This window comes from Amycolatopsis sp. cmx-4-54 (genome assembly GCF_046548895.1).
GTDB lineage: Bacteria > Actinomycetota > Actinomycetes > Mycobacteriales > Pseudonocardiaceae > Amycolatopsis.
Window position 1 is genome coordinate 441,854 of the sequence record NZ_JAEBEJ010000002.1, and the last position, 14,225, is coordinate 456,078.

Below are 14,225 nucleotides of genomic sequence, written 5' to 3' on the forward strand. Positions count from 1 at the left end.
ATTAATTATCAGGTTCCCTTCCTGATAGTTTACGCTAACGCCCGTCGAGTCGTTTCATGGACCTTTGGGGGCCCAGTGACCAACACAGTGGAAACCGTCGGCGGGCCGACGCGGCGGGTGCGGCAGGCGCGGATCGCCACGGCCGCCGTCTTCGCCGTGCACGGCGCGGTGACCGGCAGTTTCGCCACCCGGATCCCGTGGATCCAGGAACACGCGGGGATCAGCGCGGGCCAACTCGGCCTCGCGCTCGCCTTCCCCGCGATCGGTGCCTCGCTCACCATGCCGCTCGCCGCGCGGATCGGGCACCGGCTCGGCAGCAGGCTCGGGCTCCGGCTGCTGCTCGCGTACTGGACGCTGGCGTTGATCCTCCCCGCCCTGGCGGGGAACCTCGTCACCCTGTGTCTCGCGTTGTTCGTCATGGGCACCGCGGCGGGTACCTCCGACGTGCTGATGAACGCCCTCGGCGTCGACGTCGAGGAGAGGATGGGCAAGTCGGTCATGTCGGGGCTGCACGGCTTGTGGACCACGGGTGCGCTCGTCGGCTCCGCCGCGGGCACGCTCGCCGCGCACGCCGGGCTGGACGCCCGGATCCACTTCGCGATCGCGTCGGCCGTGCTCACCGTCGCCGGCGCGCTCATCTGCCAGGGCGTCTTCGACGTCCGCAGCGCACCGGACGAGAATCCGCCCCCGAGGTTCGCGCTGCCGCCGAAGTCGGCCGTGATCATCGGCGCGGTCGCGTTCTGCGCCGTCTTCGCCGAAGGGGCGAGCCTCGACTGGTCCGCCGTCTACCTGCGTGACGTCCTCGGTACGTCGCCGGGGATCGCGGCGGCGTCGACCACCGCGTTCACCTGCACGATGGCGGTCGCCCGCCTCTCGGGCGACGCGCTGGTGCGGCGCTTCGGCTCGGTCAACACCGTCCGCGCGGGTGGCGCCTTCGCGACCATGGGCGGGTTGCTGGTCGTCTTCGCCGTCCATCCGGTGATGGCGATGGCCGGTTTCGCGCTGATCGGGCTCGGCGTCTCCGTCGTCGTGCCGCTCGCCTTCGCGGCGGCCGGACGCAGCGGGCCGACGCCGAGCCAGTCGATCGCGGGCGTCGCGACCATCACCTATTCGTCGGGTCTAGTGGCGCCGTCGCTGATCGGCGGGATCGCCGACCTGACGTCGCTGACGGTGTCGTTCGCGGTGGTCACGCTGCTGGCGCTCGGCCTGGTGGCGGGCGCCGGCGTCCTTCGAACCCGTTAGTCGAATTGGAGGGAACGCTTGGCGAGGCCGTACCAGTAGCCGTCGATGACAGTCCGAGGTACGTATTCCCGCCGAGGACTCATCGGCGCAGCCTCGCCATTTCTCGAAGAGCTCGCACCGAGCGAGACGAACAGGGGCGCGAAGTGTTCGATCCTGGGGTGCGCGATGGCCGCGGCGGGTGCTTTGTGCTGGAAGTCCAGCAACGCGTCGAGGTCACCTTCGCGCAGGGTTTCCGTACCCCAGTGGTCGAATTCGCTCGACCAGGACGGCGGTGCCCCGTCGGTGCCGTCGGTCTGGCCCAGTGCGCTCAGGTTGTGGGTGAAGAAGCCGCTGCCGATGATCAGCACGCCTTCGTCGCGCAGCGGCACGAGCTTCCGGCCGAGGTCGAACAGCTCCCGCGGGTCCAGCGACGGCATGGACACCTGCAGCACCGGGATGTCGGCGTCCGGGTACATCTCCACGAGCGGGACGTACGCGCCGTGGTCGAGGCCGCGATCGGGCGCGTCGTGCACCGGGGTCTGGGACGAGCGCAGGAGTTTGCGCACCTTGTCCGCCAGGTCGGGAGCGCCGGGTGCGGCGTATTTCACCTGGTAGTAGCGATCCGGGAAACCCCAGAAGTCGTAGACCAGCGGCACCGCGGTGGTGGCGCCGAGGGTCAGCGGCGCCTCCTCCCAGTGCGCCGAGACGACGAGGATTGCCTTCGGCTTCTCGAGGTCCGCCGACCAGCCGGCGAGCTGGCGGGTCCAGGTGGCGTCGTCGGCGAGCGGCGGCGCGCCGTGGCTGAGGTAGAGCACCGGCGTCATGTCAGCTCCAGGTGTTTGAACTTTCAACTACCAGGATAGACGACGCCGTCCGGTTCCGCGTTATTCCGCGGCGGGGATACTCGACTTGTGAACAGCGATGCCGTGGCCGACGTGGAACGCGCGATGATCGCCATCCGGCGGAGCCAGGCGAGGCGATCACTGTCGAAACTCGCCCGCGACCGCGCCGAAACGATGCCGGACCAGGCGATTCAGGGGCTACTCGACGCCGTCGAGGCGGCCGGGGAGAGCAGCGAACCGGGGACCGTCACCAGTCTCGCGGCGGCGCTGACCATCGACCAGCCGCGGGCGAGCCGTCTCGTCGCCCGCGCGGTCGAGGACGGTTTCCTCCGGCGCGAAGCCGATCAGCGCGACGGCCGCCGCGCCGTCCTCGTGCTCACCGAAGCCGGCCGCGCCGAAGTGACGCGTATGCACGAATTCCGCCGCTCGGTGTTCGCCGAGGCGATGGCGGACTGGACGGACGACGACCGCCGCGAGTTCGCGCGGCTCCTGACCGCGTTCGTCCGGAACTACGGGGCACTCGGCGTGAAGTAGTCGACCAGGAGCTCGCCGGGGTCGCGGACCAGCGGTTCGTCATCGAGCGGCCGGCCGAGCGGGCGCGCTGACCAGGTCTCGCTCACTTGCCGCAGAACACCGTCCGGACGAGCTTGGCCAGCGCCGCCGGGAACGACGGCAGCGGGTCCTTCTCGGAAGCGCCCGCGGTGACCGACGCGGTCAGCGTCTTGCTGCCGTCGGGCGAGCTGTACATCATCGCCCCGTAACCGTTGAGGCCGCCGTTGTGGTTGAGAACGGTGCCGCAGCCCGGGCCCAAGTCCTGGGTGAACTGCCCGAGACCGTAGAAACCGTAAAGGCTTTCGCTGCCGGGGTGCGTCTCGCGCATCTCGGCCATCAGCCGGGCCGGGAGGAGCTTTCCGCTCTGCAGCGCGGAAAAGTACGTCTGGAGATCCTTGGTCGTCGAGATCATGTCGCCGGCGCTGGAGATCCACGTCGGGTTCTGGTGGGTGATGTCGATCGTCTTCCACTGCCCGGCGTCCTCATAGCGGTAGTAGGCGTGGGCGTACGGCTTCGGCATCCCCGGCCACGCGCCCGGCGACAAGGTGTCCCGCAGTTTGAGCGGCCGCAGGATCCGCCGGTCCAGCTCGTCGGCGAAGGGACGGCCGGAGAGCTTTTCGACCAGCAGCCTGGCCACCACGTAGTTGGTGTTGGAGTAGCTCCAGCCACCGCCCGGCTCGAAGACCGGGGGTTTGGACACCGCCAGCCGGACCAGTTCCGCCGGCCGGTAGGTGTGGAACCGCTTGTCCACCCATTCCTTGCCCGCCCACGGGATTCCCGGCGTGACCGTCCCGTCCGGGTGGTACTGGCCGGTGTGGTTGAACAGCCCGCTGGTGTGCTGCAACAACATCCGCACGGTGATCCGCGAGTCCAGCCCGAGCTCGGGAAGGAAACCGGCGACCGGGGTGTCGAGCCCGATCCTGCCCTCGGCCACGAGCTGCAGCACCAGGGTCGCGGTGAAGTTCTTCGACGTGCTGCCGACGCGGAAGTGGCCGTTGGTCGGCGGTTTCGCGGTCCCGCCCAGCTCGCGCACCCCGGCGCTGCCGGTCCATTCGCCTCGCGCGTCGCGGACGCGAAGCTGCATCCCGCCGAACCCGGCGTCGACGAATTCCTGGGCGATCTGTCGCAGTTCCGGGCGGTCCTGGCCGGCGGAGGCCGTCGGCACGGCGACCCCGGTCAGCAGTGCGGCGGCCAGCGCGGTGAGGCCGATGTGGCGGAAGGTCTTCGGTGTCTTGTTCATGGCGACCACGTTCGCGGACCGCGCTGACACGGGACGGTCACGGCGCTGACACGCGGGCTCCGATGCCGTCGAGAAGGAAGTCGAGGCCGACCCGGAAGGTCTCGTCGGCGTCCAGGTGGACCGCGTCGCGCACCACCGTGGCCAGCGCGGGGAGGTTGCCGGAGGCGAAGGTCCGGGTGAGGTAGGGCCCGAGCGTGGCCTGCCAGCGCTTCTCGTCCATCCCGGTGGCCCGTTCCGCCCGGCGCTCGGCGATTTCCCGGCGGACCGCGCCGATCGTGTACGCGTTGACCGCCGAGACCACCGGCATCGCGGAGTCGATGCCGACGTCGCCCAGTGCCGCCAGCACAGCCTCCGAGGTGGCCAGCGCGTGCGGGCCGAGCTGGGGCCTGCCGCCGAGCAGGTCGGCGAGCCATTCGTGCCGGTGAACCGCCTGCCGCATGGCGTCGGCGAAGGACCGGAGCACCTCCCGCCAGCCTTCCCCGGTGGGCCGGATCTCGGCGTGGACGGCGTCGACCATCAGGTCGAGCAGCTCTTCTTTGCTCTCGATGTAGCCGTACAGCCGCATCGGGCCGACGTCCAGCGCTGTGGCGACCTTGCGCAGTGACACCGCGTCCAGGCCGTCCGCGTCAGCGAGCCGGATCGCCGCCCGCACGATCAGCTCCCGGCTCAGCGGGGCCAGCGCCGGACGACTCGGCGGCTCCGGCCGCTCCCACACCACCATGCGGTGACAATACATCGCATCGTTCGATACAGTGTATTGATCAATACGGTGTATCGAAGGAGTGGGATCATGACCATCGCCATCGTCGGAGCGGGTCTCGGCGGCCTGGCCCTCGCCCGTGTTCTGCACGTCAACGGCATCGACGCCGTCGTCTATGAGCGTGAAACGTCACGCGACGCCCGTGGGCAAGGCGGCATGCTCGACATCCACGCCGACACCGGTCAGCGGGCGCTGCGCGAAGCCGGGCTGTTCGACCGGTTCTCCGCAATCGCCCGCAACGAGGGCCAAGACATGCGGCTTCTGGAGCCGGACGGCACCCTGTTGCTGCAGGAGGACACGCCCGACGACGCGCCGTTCGAGCGCCCCGAGGTCGACCGCGCCGACCTGCGTGATCTGCTGCTGGACTCCCTCCCCGAAGACACCGTGCGCTGGGGGCATGCCTTCGAATCGGCCGAAGACGGCGTCCTGCATTTTTTCGATGGGCACAGTGCAGGTGGGCGCACCGCGACGTACGACCTGCTGGTCGGCGCCGACGGCGCGCATTCCCGGGTCCGCCCGCTGCTCACCGACGCCCGGCCGGCGCATCTCGGTCACAACTTCGTCGAGCTGCGCATTCCCGACGTCGACCGCACCCACCCCGACCTCGCCGCGAGGGTCGGGCGCGGCACCTACTGGGCGCTCGGCGACGGCAAGTCGCTGGCGGCCCAGCGCAACGGTGACGGCACCGTGCGCGTCGGCCTCAGCTTCTACGGCACCGGCGAGGACTGGTTCGCCACCGGCGGGATGCCGCTCGACGATCCGGCCGCCGCCCGTACGTGGCTGATCGAGGAGCTCAACGGCTGGGACGCGCGGTTCACCGAGCTGATCGCGGCCTGCGACGACGCGGTGGTGCCACGGTCGATCGCGGCTCTCCCGGTCGGCCTGACGTGGCCGTCGGCACCGGACGTCACCCTGGTCGGTGACGCCGCGCACCTGATGCCGCCGGTGGGGGAAGGTGCCAACATGGCCCTGCTCGACGGCGTCCTGCTCGGTCTCGCGCTGGCCGCGCGTCCGGGTGACTTCCCCGCCGCCGTCGAAGACTACGAACGCGAGATGTTCGACCGCGCCGAAACCGCGGCCCGGATGTCGGCGCGGGTCCACGAACTCCTGACCGCGCCGGACGCCGCCCGGAAAATGCTCGCGTTCTTCCAACCGACTGAGGCTAAGGTGCTGTGAACGAAAAACCTTTTCGTTCACAGCCGAACAGGAGCAGGAGTGCCGACTCCGTTCAGCGCCGAGGACCGCGCCCGGATCACCGAACGGCTCCTGGCCGCAGGGTGCGAACACTTCGCCGTACAGGGCCTGCGCAAGACCTCCTTGGACGACCTCGTCGGCCCCGCCGGGATCGCCAAAAGCAGCTTCTACGCCTTCTTCGACTCCAAGGAGGCGTTGTACCTGGAACTGATGCTGCGGCAGGCCCCGATACTGCACGAACGGCTGGCCGCGGTGGTGGACGAGGCCGACAGCGCCCGCGCCGCCGTCGGCGGTTTCCTGCGCGCCACCGTGCGGATCCTCGAGGAGAACCCGCTCTACCACCGGTTGATCACCCATCCCGAGGAGATGCGGGCGGTGGCCCGGCGGATGGGTCCCGGCGAGATGGCCAGGGCGGAGCAGGTGCTGCCGCTGTCCGGATTCCTGGAGGCGGCCAGGGGAAAGGGACGGCTCGTCGACACCGACGACGACGAGCTGATCGGCGTGCTCCGGGCCGTGCTGATCCTGCCCATGCATCGGCAGGACATCGGCGAGCGGCGCTATCCCGCCGTGCTCGACCGGCTGATCGACAGCATCGCGGCGGGACTGACCAAGGAGTGACCATGCGCGAAGGTGTACTGGCAGGTGGCGCCCCGTACCTCGAGTTCGGAACAGGAAGCCCGTTGGTGGTCTTCCGGACGGCGCTGCCGGACTCGACCAACCCGACCGGGTTCGCCCGCTGGGCGGAGGTACGGTCGCTCAAACCGCTGGCCGAACGGTTCACCGTGCTGACGGTCGGCAGGCGGCCGGGGCTCCGGCCCGGCGTCACCATGGCCGACCTCGCCGCGCACCACGCGGAGGGGTTGCGGCAGCGGTTCGACCGCCCGGTGGACGTGCTCGGCGTGTCCACGGCCGGCTGCCTCGCGCTGCAGTTCGCCGTCGACCATCCCGGCCTGGTGCGACGGCTCGTGGTCGGCGCCGCGGGCACCCGGCTCGGCACGGAAGGCCGTCACGTCCAGCGCCGGTACGCGGATCTGCTGGCCGCCGGACGGCACCGGGCCGCGGCCATGGCGCTGGCGCCCATCGTCGCGGACTCCTTGCCTGGCCGGGCTTTGCTGGCCGGCCTGCTGGGCCTGGCCTCCGGCCATCCGGCGGACCCGGACGGCATGGTCGCCATGGTGCGGGCCGAAAACGCGTTCGACATCGAGGACCGGCTCGGCGAGATCACCGCGCCCACGTTGGTGATCGCCGGTTCGGAGGACGCCCTCTACCCGCTCAAGCTCGCCGCGCGAGTGGCCGACAAGACCCGCCGCGGCGATCTCAAGGTCTATCGGGGACGGCGGCACCACACCGTGATGAGCGATCGCCGCTTCACCAAGGACGTCTTCGAGTTCCTTCTCTGACTCGCGGTGCTTCCTCGCTAGTCGTGAGACAGGTCGACGAAGCGGCTGTAGTGCAGCTGGTGCGCCACGGTGATCGTCGCCGTCGGCCCGGCACGGTGCTTCGCGATGATCAGGTCCGCCTCGCCGGCACGCGGATCGTCCCGCTCCCAGGCGTCGGGGCGGTTGACCAGGATGACGAGGTCCGCGTCCTGCTCCAGCGAGCCGGACTCACGAAGGTCGGACAGCATCGGGCGTTTGTCCGTCCGCTGCTCGGGACCACGGTTCAGCTGGCTGATCGCGATCACCGGGACCTCGATCTCCTTGGCCAGCAGCTTCATCTGCCGCGAGAACTCCGAGACCTCCTGCTGCCGCGACTCGACGCGTTTGCCCGAGGTCATCAGCTGGAGATAGTCGAGGACGACGAGTTTGAGGTCGTTGCGCTGCTTGAGCCGCCGGGCCTTCGCGCGGATCTCCATCATCGTCATGTTCGGCGAGTCGTCGACGAAGAGCGGCGCTTCGGAGACCTCGCTCATCCGGCGCGCGAGCCGCGTCCAATCGTCGTCGGACATCTTGCCACCGCGCATATCCGCCAGGCGGATCCGCGCCTCGGCCGAGAGCATGCGCATGACGATCTCGGTCCTGCTCATTTCCAGCGAGAAGATGACGCTGGTCAGACCGTGTTTGATGGACGCCGAACGCGCGAAATCGAGTCCCAGGGTCGATTTCCCGACACCGGGCCGCGCCGCGACGATGATCATCTGGCCGGGGTGCAGGCCGTTCGTCAGATCGTCGAAGTCGGCGAATCCGGTCGGGATGCCCTGCGACTGCCCGCCGCGCGACGCGATCGCGTCGATCTCGTCCATCGTCGGCTGGAGCAGTTCTTCCAGCGCGACGTAGTCCTCGCTGGTGCGCCGCTCCGTGACGTCGTAGATCGCGGCCTGCGCGCGGTCGACGACCTCGTCGATGTTCGCGCCGTCGGCCGCGGCCGCGCCGTAGCCGTACTGCACGATCCGCGTGCCCGCCTCGACCAGGCGCCGCAGCACCGCCTTCTCGGAGACGATCTCGGCGTAGTACCCGGCGTTGGCCGCCGTCGGCACCGTCGCGATCAGGGTGTGCAGATACGGGGCGCCGCCGACGCGCCCCAGCTCGCCGCGGCGTTCCAGTTCGGCGGAGACGGTGATCGGGTCGGCGGGTTCGCCGCGACCGTAGAGGTCGAGGACGACGTCGTAGATCGCCTGGTGCGCGGGGCGGTAGAAGTCGTCGGGACCGAGGGCTTCGATGACGTCGGCGACGGCGTCCTTCGACAGCAGCATGCCGCCGAGCACGGACTGCTCGGCCGCGATGTCCTGCGGGGGCTGGCGGTCGTACTCGCCGCCACGCGGACCGGGGTCGCCGGGACCCGGGTCGGACTCCGCGTACATCGGATTGCGGTCGTCGGTCAGCGCCACCGCTGCTGCCACCTCCTCAAGACATCGAACACGCGTTCGATTATGCCAGAATTTCCCCGGTCGGTCCGCCCGTGCCCGCCTGCCCCTCCCACGGCTTCCGGCGCTCCCCTGTGTTCCTCTTCCCGGCCGGACGACCACCACGGTGCGTACCGGCCCGGCGGGCACGGTAGGCCCCCCGAAAGGACGAGCGCAATTTCGCCTGGGGACCGCCCTGTGGATAACCTGGGGATGACCGGGGGCATCCCTTCACAGGTGGCCCGAAGCCTGTGTACAACTTGTGGGCAACGGTGGGATGGTCTGACAAAAGTGCTGGTCAGGACCTGTGGAGACACTGTGGAGAACTTTATTCAACTCGCGACGGCGTGTCGGGCAAAACTCGTCGTTCGGCGTGTCGCACGCGGGCGCACAGGAGTGCCCTGTGGATGAATGACACGGAGAGTAGAGGGGCCATCCACCCGGCTGACGGGGGCCGGATTCAGGACGCGAACAACCTGCCCTGTGCGCTCCGTAGTCGTTCTCCGAGAATCTGCTGGTCGGCGGGCGTGAAGGCGATCCTCGGTTCGCCACTCCCCGGTACCTCTTCGGTCAGCCACCGGCCCTCGGACGTATCGATGTAGTTCACCGGGCGTTCGATCCGCTGCCGTGCGCCGCTCCGGCCGCGAGCCGCGACGTAGAGGCTTCCGCTCCCCAAACGGCGCAACGCGAGGATGCGGCGAAGCTCGTCGGCCTCTTGGCTGCCGGCGCTCTGCCGTCCGCTGCGAAGCACCTCGAAGCCCTCTTCCTGCGCCGTCGACGACGAGCGCGACGCCTCGACCTGGCTCTTGGGGACGGCGATCGGCCGCCCGCGGCCCGGTGCGAGCTTCGGGATCTGGTCGAGGAACTCGGTGAGCAGCTCTTCCGGCCGCACCGACGCGAGCGCGACGCCGTCGTGCTCGCTGTGCCGGGCGAGGACGAAACCCTCTCCGCCGGCGCTCCCCGCGAGCAGGGTGAAACTCAGCGCCTTGCCCTCGAATCCGCCGTCGATCCAGCCGTAGTACTCCAGCGACGGCCTGGCGATCGCTTCGAGCGTCGCCTTGAACCCGGGATGCAGCCCCCGCGCGCCGAAGAGGCCCTGGCTCGCCAGCTCCTCGTTGGTCCGCTCGTCCTCGGCTCGCTGCGCGTCCTCGTCGTACCAGGTCGGCGTTTCCGACAGGATCGTGTGCGGGTCGCCGCCGCGGCGGCGGATCAGCGTGATGAGGGTGCCGGTCGTGATCGTGACCTGCTTGTCCAGCACCGGAACTGCCCCCTAGTCGTTCTTGTTCGTCCAGCCCGGAACAAGACAAGCCGGGCGCGCCCCAATCTTGGCACGCGCCCGGCCCGCTCGTGCCGACTACTCGCCGATCACCGGCGGTGCGGTGAGTTCGTCGGTTCCGAAGATCTCGTTGGGATCGTCGCCGACGAGGAATTTGGAGCTGCGCTCCTCGTCCTCGGCGCCCTTGCCCCTGGCGCCACCGGCTCCCATCCCGCCCATGCCGCCCATCATTCCGCCGGCGCCACGGCCCGCTCCGGCACCGGCACCGGCCGCGCCGCCGCCCATGCCCGCGCCGCCCATCGCGCCGGCGTTGCCGGGCAGGGCCGCGCCGCTCCCGCCACCGGGACCGAACCCGGGGCCGAAGCCACCGTCCGGGCCGAAGCCGCCCGCACCGGGGATGTCGGTGCCGCCGAAGCCGCCGCCGGCGCCCCCGCCGCCACCACCCGGGCCGAAGCCGCCGGCACCGGGGATCTTCGGCGGGGTGTAGCCGGACGCGTTCGTCCCGTCGTCCCAGGACGGCGGCTTGTAGTTGCTGCCGGGGATGTTCGGGTTGTACTGCCCACCGGGCAGGTTCGAGCCCGGCAGGTTCGACCCGGGAAGATTCGAGCCCGGCAGGTTGCTGCCCGGCAGGTTCGACCCTGGCAGGTTCGAGCCCGGCAGGTTCGAGCCCGGTGTGCCGATACCCGGCATGTTCGAACCGGGGACGCTCGGCATCCCGCCGGGCGGCATCGAACCGGGCGGCGTCGAGATGCCCGGCATGCCGTTGTGCCCGTTCCGGTCGCCCTGACCGTTCCCGTTGCCGTCCTTGTCCTTGCCATCGCCGCCGCCGCCGTTGACGTCGACGTTCGTGTTCTGGCCCTCCATCTTGGAGTAGGTGGGCAGCTTCTTGCCGTTCTCGGAACTGGCCTTGAAGTACTCGTTGAACGCGTCGACGTTCGCTTGACCCTTGTCGTTGTAGTCCCGGATCGCGCGGTCGGTGTCGGTGGTCCACGGGGTGATGGAGTTGAGCAGGTTGTTCTTCGGCGGGTCCTTCGGGACCTGCTGCACCTTCGCCTTCACCGTGGTGAAAGCGGTGTTCTGCTCACCGAGGTACTTGTCGGAGTCCACCAGCTTCTTGCCGGAGTCCTCCATCCACGCCCGCAGCGGATGCGCACCGGACTGTTGCGCGGCTTCGGCGCTCTTACCGGTCCAGGCGGCGTCCATCTCCTTCGACAGGTTGTCGATGGTGGTCAGCCTGTCCTGGTAACCGGCCTTGAGCCGGGTCGCCGCGCCTTGGCCCTCCTGGATCGACCCGGTGCCCGGACCGGTGACGATCTTCTCCCAGATGTTGTAGCAGTCGATCTTGCGATCGCCGCCCGACGCTTCGAAGTCGCCGGATTTCGTGGTCGCCAGGTTGTAGGCCGAGTACCCGGCGATGATCGGCAGCAGGAACACGCGTCAGCCCTCCTTCAACGTCTCGATCATCGCTTCCCCCACTTTGAGCGCGACGGGGCACGGAGCACTCGCGCCCGGCCCGTTGTCGTACTGCACCAGGATGTTCACGGCCAGCTGGTCGGTCACGCCGACGAAGAGGCCGCATTTGCCCTTGTCACGGGCGTCGAGCGACGCGGCGTACACCGCCGGGTAGCCGCCGACCTCGGTCGGCTCGAAGTAGTCGTTGTTGGCCTTCGTGTCGTAGACGTCGCTCAGGCCGTTCTTGTTCGCGAGCACCGGGCTGATGTCGATCTGGTTCAGCTTGTCGTCGGCGGCGAACAGCGTGCAGCCTTGGCCCACGCTGGTAGTCCCACGCTCACCTTCGCCGAGCCCGAGCTCGGATCGTTTCGCCGCGGAAAGCGCGGAGCAGGCGTCGCTCTCGATCGACGAGGTCCGCAGGGGACTCGACACCTTGGGCGCGGAGCCGGACGAGCCGTTCAGGGCACTCGTGGTGCTGGGGGAACCGGCCCCGGTCGTGAAGGGCGACTCGGACGAGGCCGTGCCGTTCTTGGTGCCCGAACAGCCGGCGACCAGCGCGCCCGCAGCCAGGAGGAGAACGAGGGAACGTCGCATCACACGGCCTTGTGCTTGTTGAGCGAAGCCTGCGTTTCGGCCTCGTTGGTGGCGATCTTCTGCTTCGCGGCGGTCAGCTGGTCGATGTAGTTCTTGACGTAGTCCTGCATCTTCTGGTTCTGCTCCAGGAACGCCTTGCCCGACGGGTTCGCCAGCTTCTCCCAGTCACCGCTCGCGAACTCCTTGCCGGGCGCCTTGACGTTCGCCATCAGGGTCGCGTCGCGGTAGTCCTTCTTGAGCTCGGCCTGCAGGTCCGTCCACTTCTTGATGATGCCGTCGATCTTGTCCTTGTCGAAGGTGAACCCACCCCCGCCCGACGCCGACGGTTTGTCGGGATTGGCCGGCGCGGACACCGTGACCCTCTGCTGCCGGTTCTCCTCGGCGTTGCTGTCGTAACCCATTGGTTCCAGATCCCCTTTTGAGTCCCCGTGCCTCGACGTCGAGTCAATCCTAAGACGTGATCCGGCCGAGTGGGGTTCCGCGTAAAGCAAAGGGCGGGACGTCTCCGTGCCGGAGACGTCCCGCCCTTTGCCGAAGCGGTGTTACTTGGCCTTGACCTCGAGCCGCACGTCGACGCGGACGTCGGGGTGCAGACGGGCGCCGACCGAGTGCTTGCCCACGGTCTTGATGTGGTCCTTCAGCTCGATGACGCGCTTGTCGAGCAGCGGGCCACCCGCGGCCTTGATCGCGTCCACGATCTCGGCGGTGGTGATCGAACCGAAGAGCTTCTTCGAGCCCTCGGCCGCCTTGCCGCTCAGCTGGACGGCGCCGAGGCCCTCCAGGGTCGCCTTGATCTCCTTGGCGTGGTCGAGGTCGCGGATGCGACGGCTCTCCTGCGCCCGCTTGATCGTGCGCACGTTCTTCTCCGCGCCCTTGGTGGCCACGATGGCGTAGCCGCGGGGGAGCAGGTAGTTGCGTGCGTAGCCGTCCTTGACCTCGACGATGTCGCCGGGCCCACCGAGGTTGGCGACGTCGGTGGTGAGAATGATCTTCGCCATTGACGTGCCTCCTTAGCGTGCGGTCGAGGTGTAGGGCAGCAGCGCCATTTCGCGGGAGTTCTTGACCGCGATGGCGATGTCACGCTGGTGCTGGCTGCAGTTGCCGGTCACACGACGGGCACGGATCTTCCCGCGGTCGGAGATGTACTTCCGAAGCAGGTTGGTGTCCTTGTAGTCGATGTTCTCCGGGCGGCCCTTCTTCTCGGCCTTGCAGAACACGCAGACCTTCTTCTTGGGCTTGCGGATGGGTGGCTTGGCCACGGTATTTCTCCTGGATTTCTACGTAGTGGTTGTCTCGAGACGTCTCGCGGAGCTTTCGCCCGCGGCGGAGCGCCTGATCAGAAGGGCGGCTCGTCGGAGAAGCCGCCGCCACCGCCGCCACCGGCGGGCGGGGCGGAACCCCACGGGTCGTCGGCGGGCGGGCCGGACTGGCCGCCACCGCCGCCGCCACCGAAGCCGCCGCCTCCACCGCCACCGGTGCCACGGCTGACCTTGTTCACCTTGGCGGTGGCGTAGCGCAGCGACGGGCCGATCTCATCGACCTCGAGCTCGACGACCGTGCGCTTCTCGCCTTCCTTGGTCTCGAAAGACCGCTGCTTGAGGCGCCCCTGCACGACGACACGCGCGCCACGCGTCAGCGACTCGGCGACGTTCTCGGCCGCCTGACGCCAGATGTTGCAACGCAGGAACAGGGCCTCGCCGTCCTTCCACTCACCGGACTGTTTGTCCAGCGTGCGCGGGGTGGACGCGACCGTGAAGTTCGCGACCGCCGCACCGGAAGGGGTGAAGCGAAGCTCCGGGTCGGACGTGAGATTGCCGATCACCGTGATGACGGTGTCTCCAGCCATCGGAAAAGTCCTTCGGCTCAGGCCTTGGCGGCGACGGGCTTGGCCGGCTTGATCTCGCGGCGCATGACCTTGGTGCGGAGCACGGTCTCCTGCAGCGAGAGCTGACGGTCCAGCTCCTTGACCGCTTCCGAAGTCGAGTTCAGGTCGAGGAGCGCGTAGATGCCCTCGGCGTGCTTCTTGATCTCGTAGGACAGCCGGCGACGGCCCCAGACGTCGACCTTCTCGACGCTTCCGCCCGAAGTGCGGATCACGTTGAGGAAGTTGTCCAGGGTCGGGGCCACCGTACGCTCGTCGAGCGTGGGGTCCAGGATGACCATTACCTCGTAATGGCGTGACACAACCACTCACCTCCTATGGGCTCGCGGCCACGGACTGTCCGTGGCAGGAGGGTTTGTCCAGGTAAGCG

The 14,225-nt window shown here is 68.8% G+C and carries 17 protein-coding genes; 5 read left to right on the top strand and 12 right to left on the bottom strand.

Translation table 11 applies throughout. From position 1 onward, the window contains the following. The first annotated feature begins 75 nt into the window (after positions 1-75). Positions 76-1,242, top strand: a complete 1,167-nt coding sequence (locus ACLJQ7_RS07290; protein ID WP_410647363.1) for an MFS transporter — start codon at positions 76-78, stop codon at positions 1,240-1,242. Here the strand turns inward: ACLJQ7_RS07290 and ACLJQ7_RS07295 are convergent. Beyond that, positions 1,239-2,045 carry a dioxygenase gene (locus ACLJQ7_RS07295; RefSeq protein ID WP_410647364.1) on the bottom strand — a complete coding sequence of 269 codons (807 nt, stop codon included), beginning with the start codon at positions 2,043-2,045 and terminating at the stop codon, positions 1,239-1,241. The two genes, ACLJQ7_RS07290 and ACLJQ7_RS07295, sit on opposite strands and share 4 nt — an antisense overlap. A gap of 123 nt (positions 2,046-2,168) precedes the next feature. On the opposite strand from ACLJQ7_RS07295, the gene ACLJQ7_RS07300 reads away from it, so the two are divergent. Beyond that, entirely contained in the window at positions 2,169-2,597 is a 429-nt protein-coding gene (locus tag ACLJQ7_RS07300) for a MarR family winged helix-turn-helix transcriptional regulator (protein ID WP_410647862.1), read from the top strand. A gap of 82 nt (positions 2,598-2,679) precedes the next feature. On the opposite strand, the gene ACLJQ7_RS07305 is transcribed toward ACLJQ7_RS07300, so the two are convergent. Then, positions 2,680-3,855, bottom strand: a complete 1,176-nt coding sequence (locus ACLJQ7_RS07305; RefSeq protein ID WP_410647365.1) for a serine hydrolase domain-containing protein — start codon at positions 3,853-3,855, stop codon at positions 2,680-2,682. 37 nt (positions 3,856-3,892) lie between these two features. Continuing rightward, the gene (locus ACLJQ7_RS07310; protein WP_410647366.1) at positions 3,893-4,576 is read right to left on the bottom strand and encodes a TetR/AcrR family transcriptional regulator; all 684 of its coding nucleotides are present in this window, start codon (positions 4,574-4,576) and stop codon (positions 3,893-3,895) included. 69 nt (positions 4,577-4,645) lie between these two features. On the opposite strand from ACLJQ7_RS07310, the gene ACLJQ7_RS07315 reads away from it, so the two are divergent. The 3 genes from ACLJQ7_RS07315 to ACLJQ7_RS07325 are packed head-to-tail and all read left to right on the top strand — an operon-like array spanning position 4,646 to position 7,209. Beyond that, a complete protein-coding gene (locus tag ACLJQ7_RS07315) occupies positions 4,646-5,791 on the top strand; it encodes an FAD-dependent oxidoreductase (RefSeq protein ID WP_410647367.1) in 1,146 nt (381 codons plus the stop codon). Positions 5,792-5,830: 39 nt separating this feature from the next. After that, on the top strand, positions 5,831-6,427 hold the full coding sequence (locus tag ACLJQ7_RS07320; protein ID WP_410647368.1) for a TetR/AcrR family transcriptional regulator: 597 nt from the start codon (positions 5,831-5,833) through the stop codon (positions 6,425-6,427). Between the two features lie 2 nt (positions 6,428-6,429). Next, complete coding sequence (locus ACLJQ7_RS07325) at positions 6,430-7,209, top strand: alpha/beta fold hydrolase (RefSeq protein WP_410647369.1); 780 nt, start codon at positions 6,430-6,432, stop codon at positions 7,207-7,209. A 17-nt stretch (positions 7,210-7,226) separates the two neighbouring features. Here the strand turns inward: ACLJQ7_RS07325 and dnaB are convergent, their stop codons facing one another. The 9 genes from dnaB to rpsF all read right to left on the bottom strand — a co-directional run bounded on the left by dnaB (position 7,227) and on the right by rpsF (position 14,157). After that, positions 7,227-8,636, bottom strand: a complete 1,410-nt coding sequence (gene dnaB, locus ACLJQ7_RS07330) for a replicative DNA helicase (RefSeq protein ID WP_125780090.1) — start codon at positions 8,634-8,636, stop codon at positions 7,227-7,229. Positions 8,637-9,111: 475 nt separating this feature from the next. Further along, positions 9,112-9,909, bottom strand: coding sequence for an ESX secretion-associated protein EspG (locus ACLJQ7_RS07335; protein ID WP_410647370.1), 798 nt, complete (start codon positions 9,907-9,909; stop codon positions 9,112-9,114). A gap of 96 nt (positions 9,910-10,005) precedes the next feature. Beyond that, complete coding sequence (locus ACLJQ7_RS07340; RefSeq protein WP_410647371.1) at positions 10,006-11,361, bottom strand: pentapeptide repeat-containing protein; 1,356 nt, start codon at positions 11,359-11,361, stop codon at positions 10,006-10,008. A gap of 3 nt (positions 11,362-11,364) precedes the next feature. Then, a complete protein-coding gene (locus tag ACLJQ7_RS07345) occupies positions 11,365-11,973 on the bottom strand; it encodes a DUF3558 domain-containing protein (RefSeq protein WP_410647372.1) in 609 nt (202 codons plus the stop codon). After that, the gene (locus ACLJQ7_RS07350; RefSeq protein ID WP_410647373.1) at positions 11,973-12,374 is read right to left on the bottom strand and encodes a hypothetical protein; all 402 of its coding nucleotides are present in this window, start codon (positions 12,372-12,374) and stop codon (positions 11,973-11,975) included. Before ACLJQ7_RS07350 ends, ACLJQ7_RS07345 begins: the two co-directional genes overlap by 1 nt. A 141-nt stretch (positions 12,375-12,515) precedes the next feature. Further along, complete coding sequence (rplI, locus tag ACLJQ7_RS07355; protein WP_276365379.1) at positions 12,516-12,971, bottom strand: 50S ribosomal protein L9; 456 nt, start codon at positions 12,969-12,971, stop codon at positions 12,516-12,518. Positions 12,972-12,983: 12 nt separating this feature from the next. Next, complete coding sequence (gene rpsR, locus ACLJQ7_RS07360; RefSeq protein WP_005168122.1) at positions 12,984-13,232, bottom strand: 30S ribosomal protein S18; 249 nt, start codon at positions 13,230-13,232, stop codon at positions 12,984-12,986. A 77-nt stretch (positions 13,233-13,309) separates the two neighbouring features. Continuing rightward, positions 13,310-13,819, bottom strand: coding sequence for a single-stranded DNA-binding protein (locus tag ACLJQ7_RS07365; RefSeq protein WP_125679406.1), 510 nt, complete (start codon positions 13,817-13,819; stop codon positions 13,310-13,312). Between the two features lie 17 nt (positions 13,820-13,836). Continuing rightward, positions 13,837-14,157: a 30S ribosomal protein S6 gene (gene rpsF / locus ACLJQ7_RS07370; RefSeq protein ID WP_173426372.1), complete on the bottom strand. Its 321-nt coding sequence runs from the start codon at positions 14,155-14,157 to the stop codon at positions 13,837-13,839. Positions 14,158-14,225: the final 68 nt, after the last annotated feature.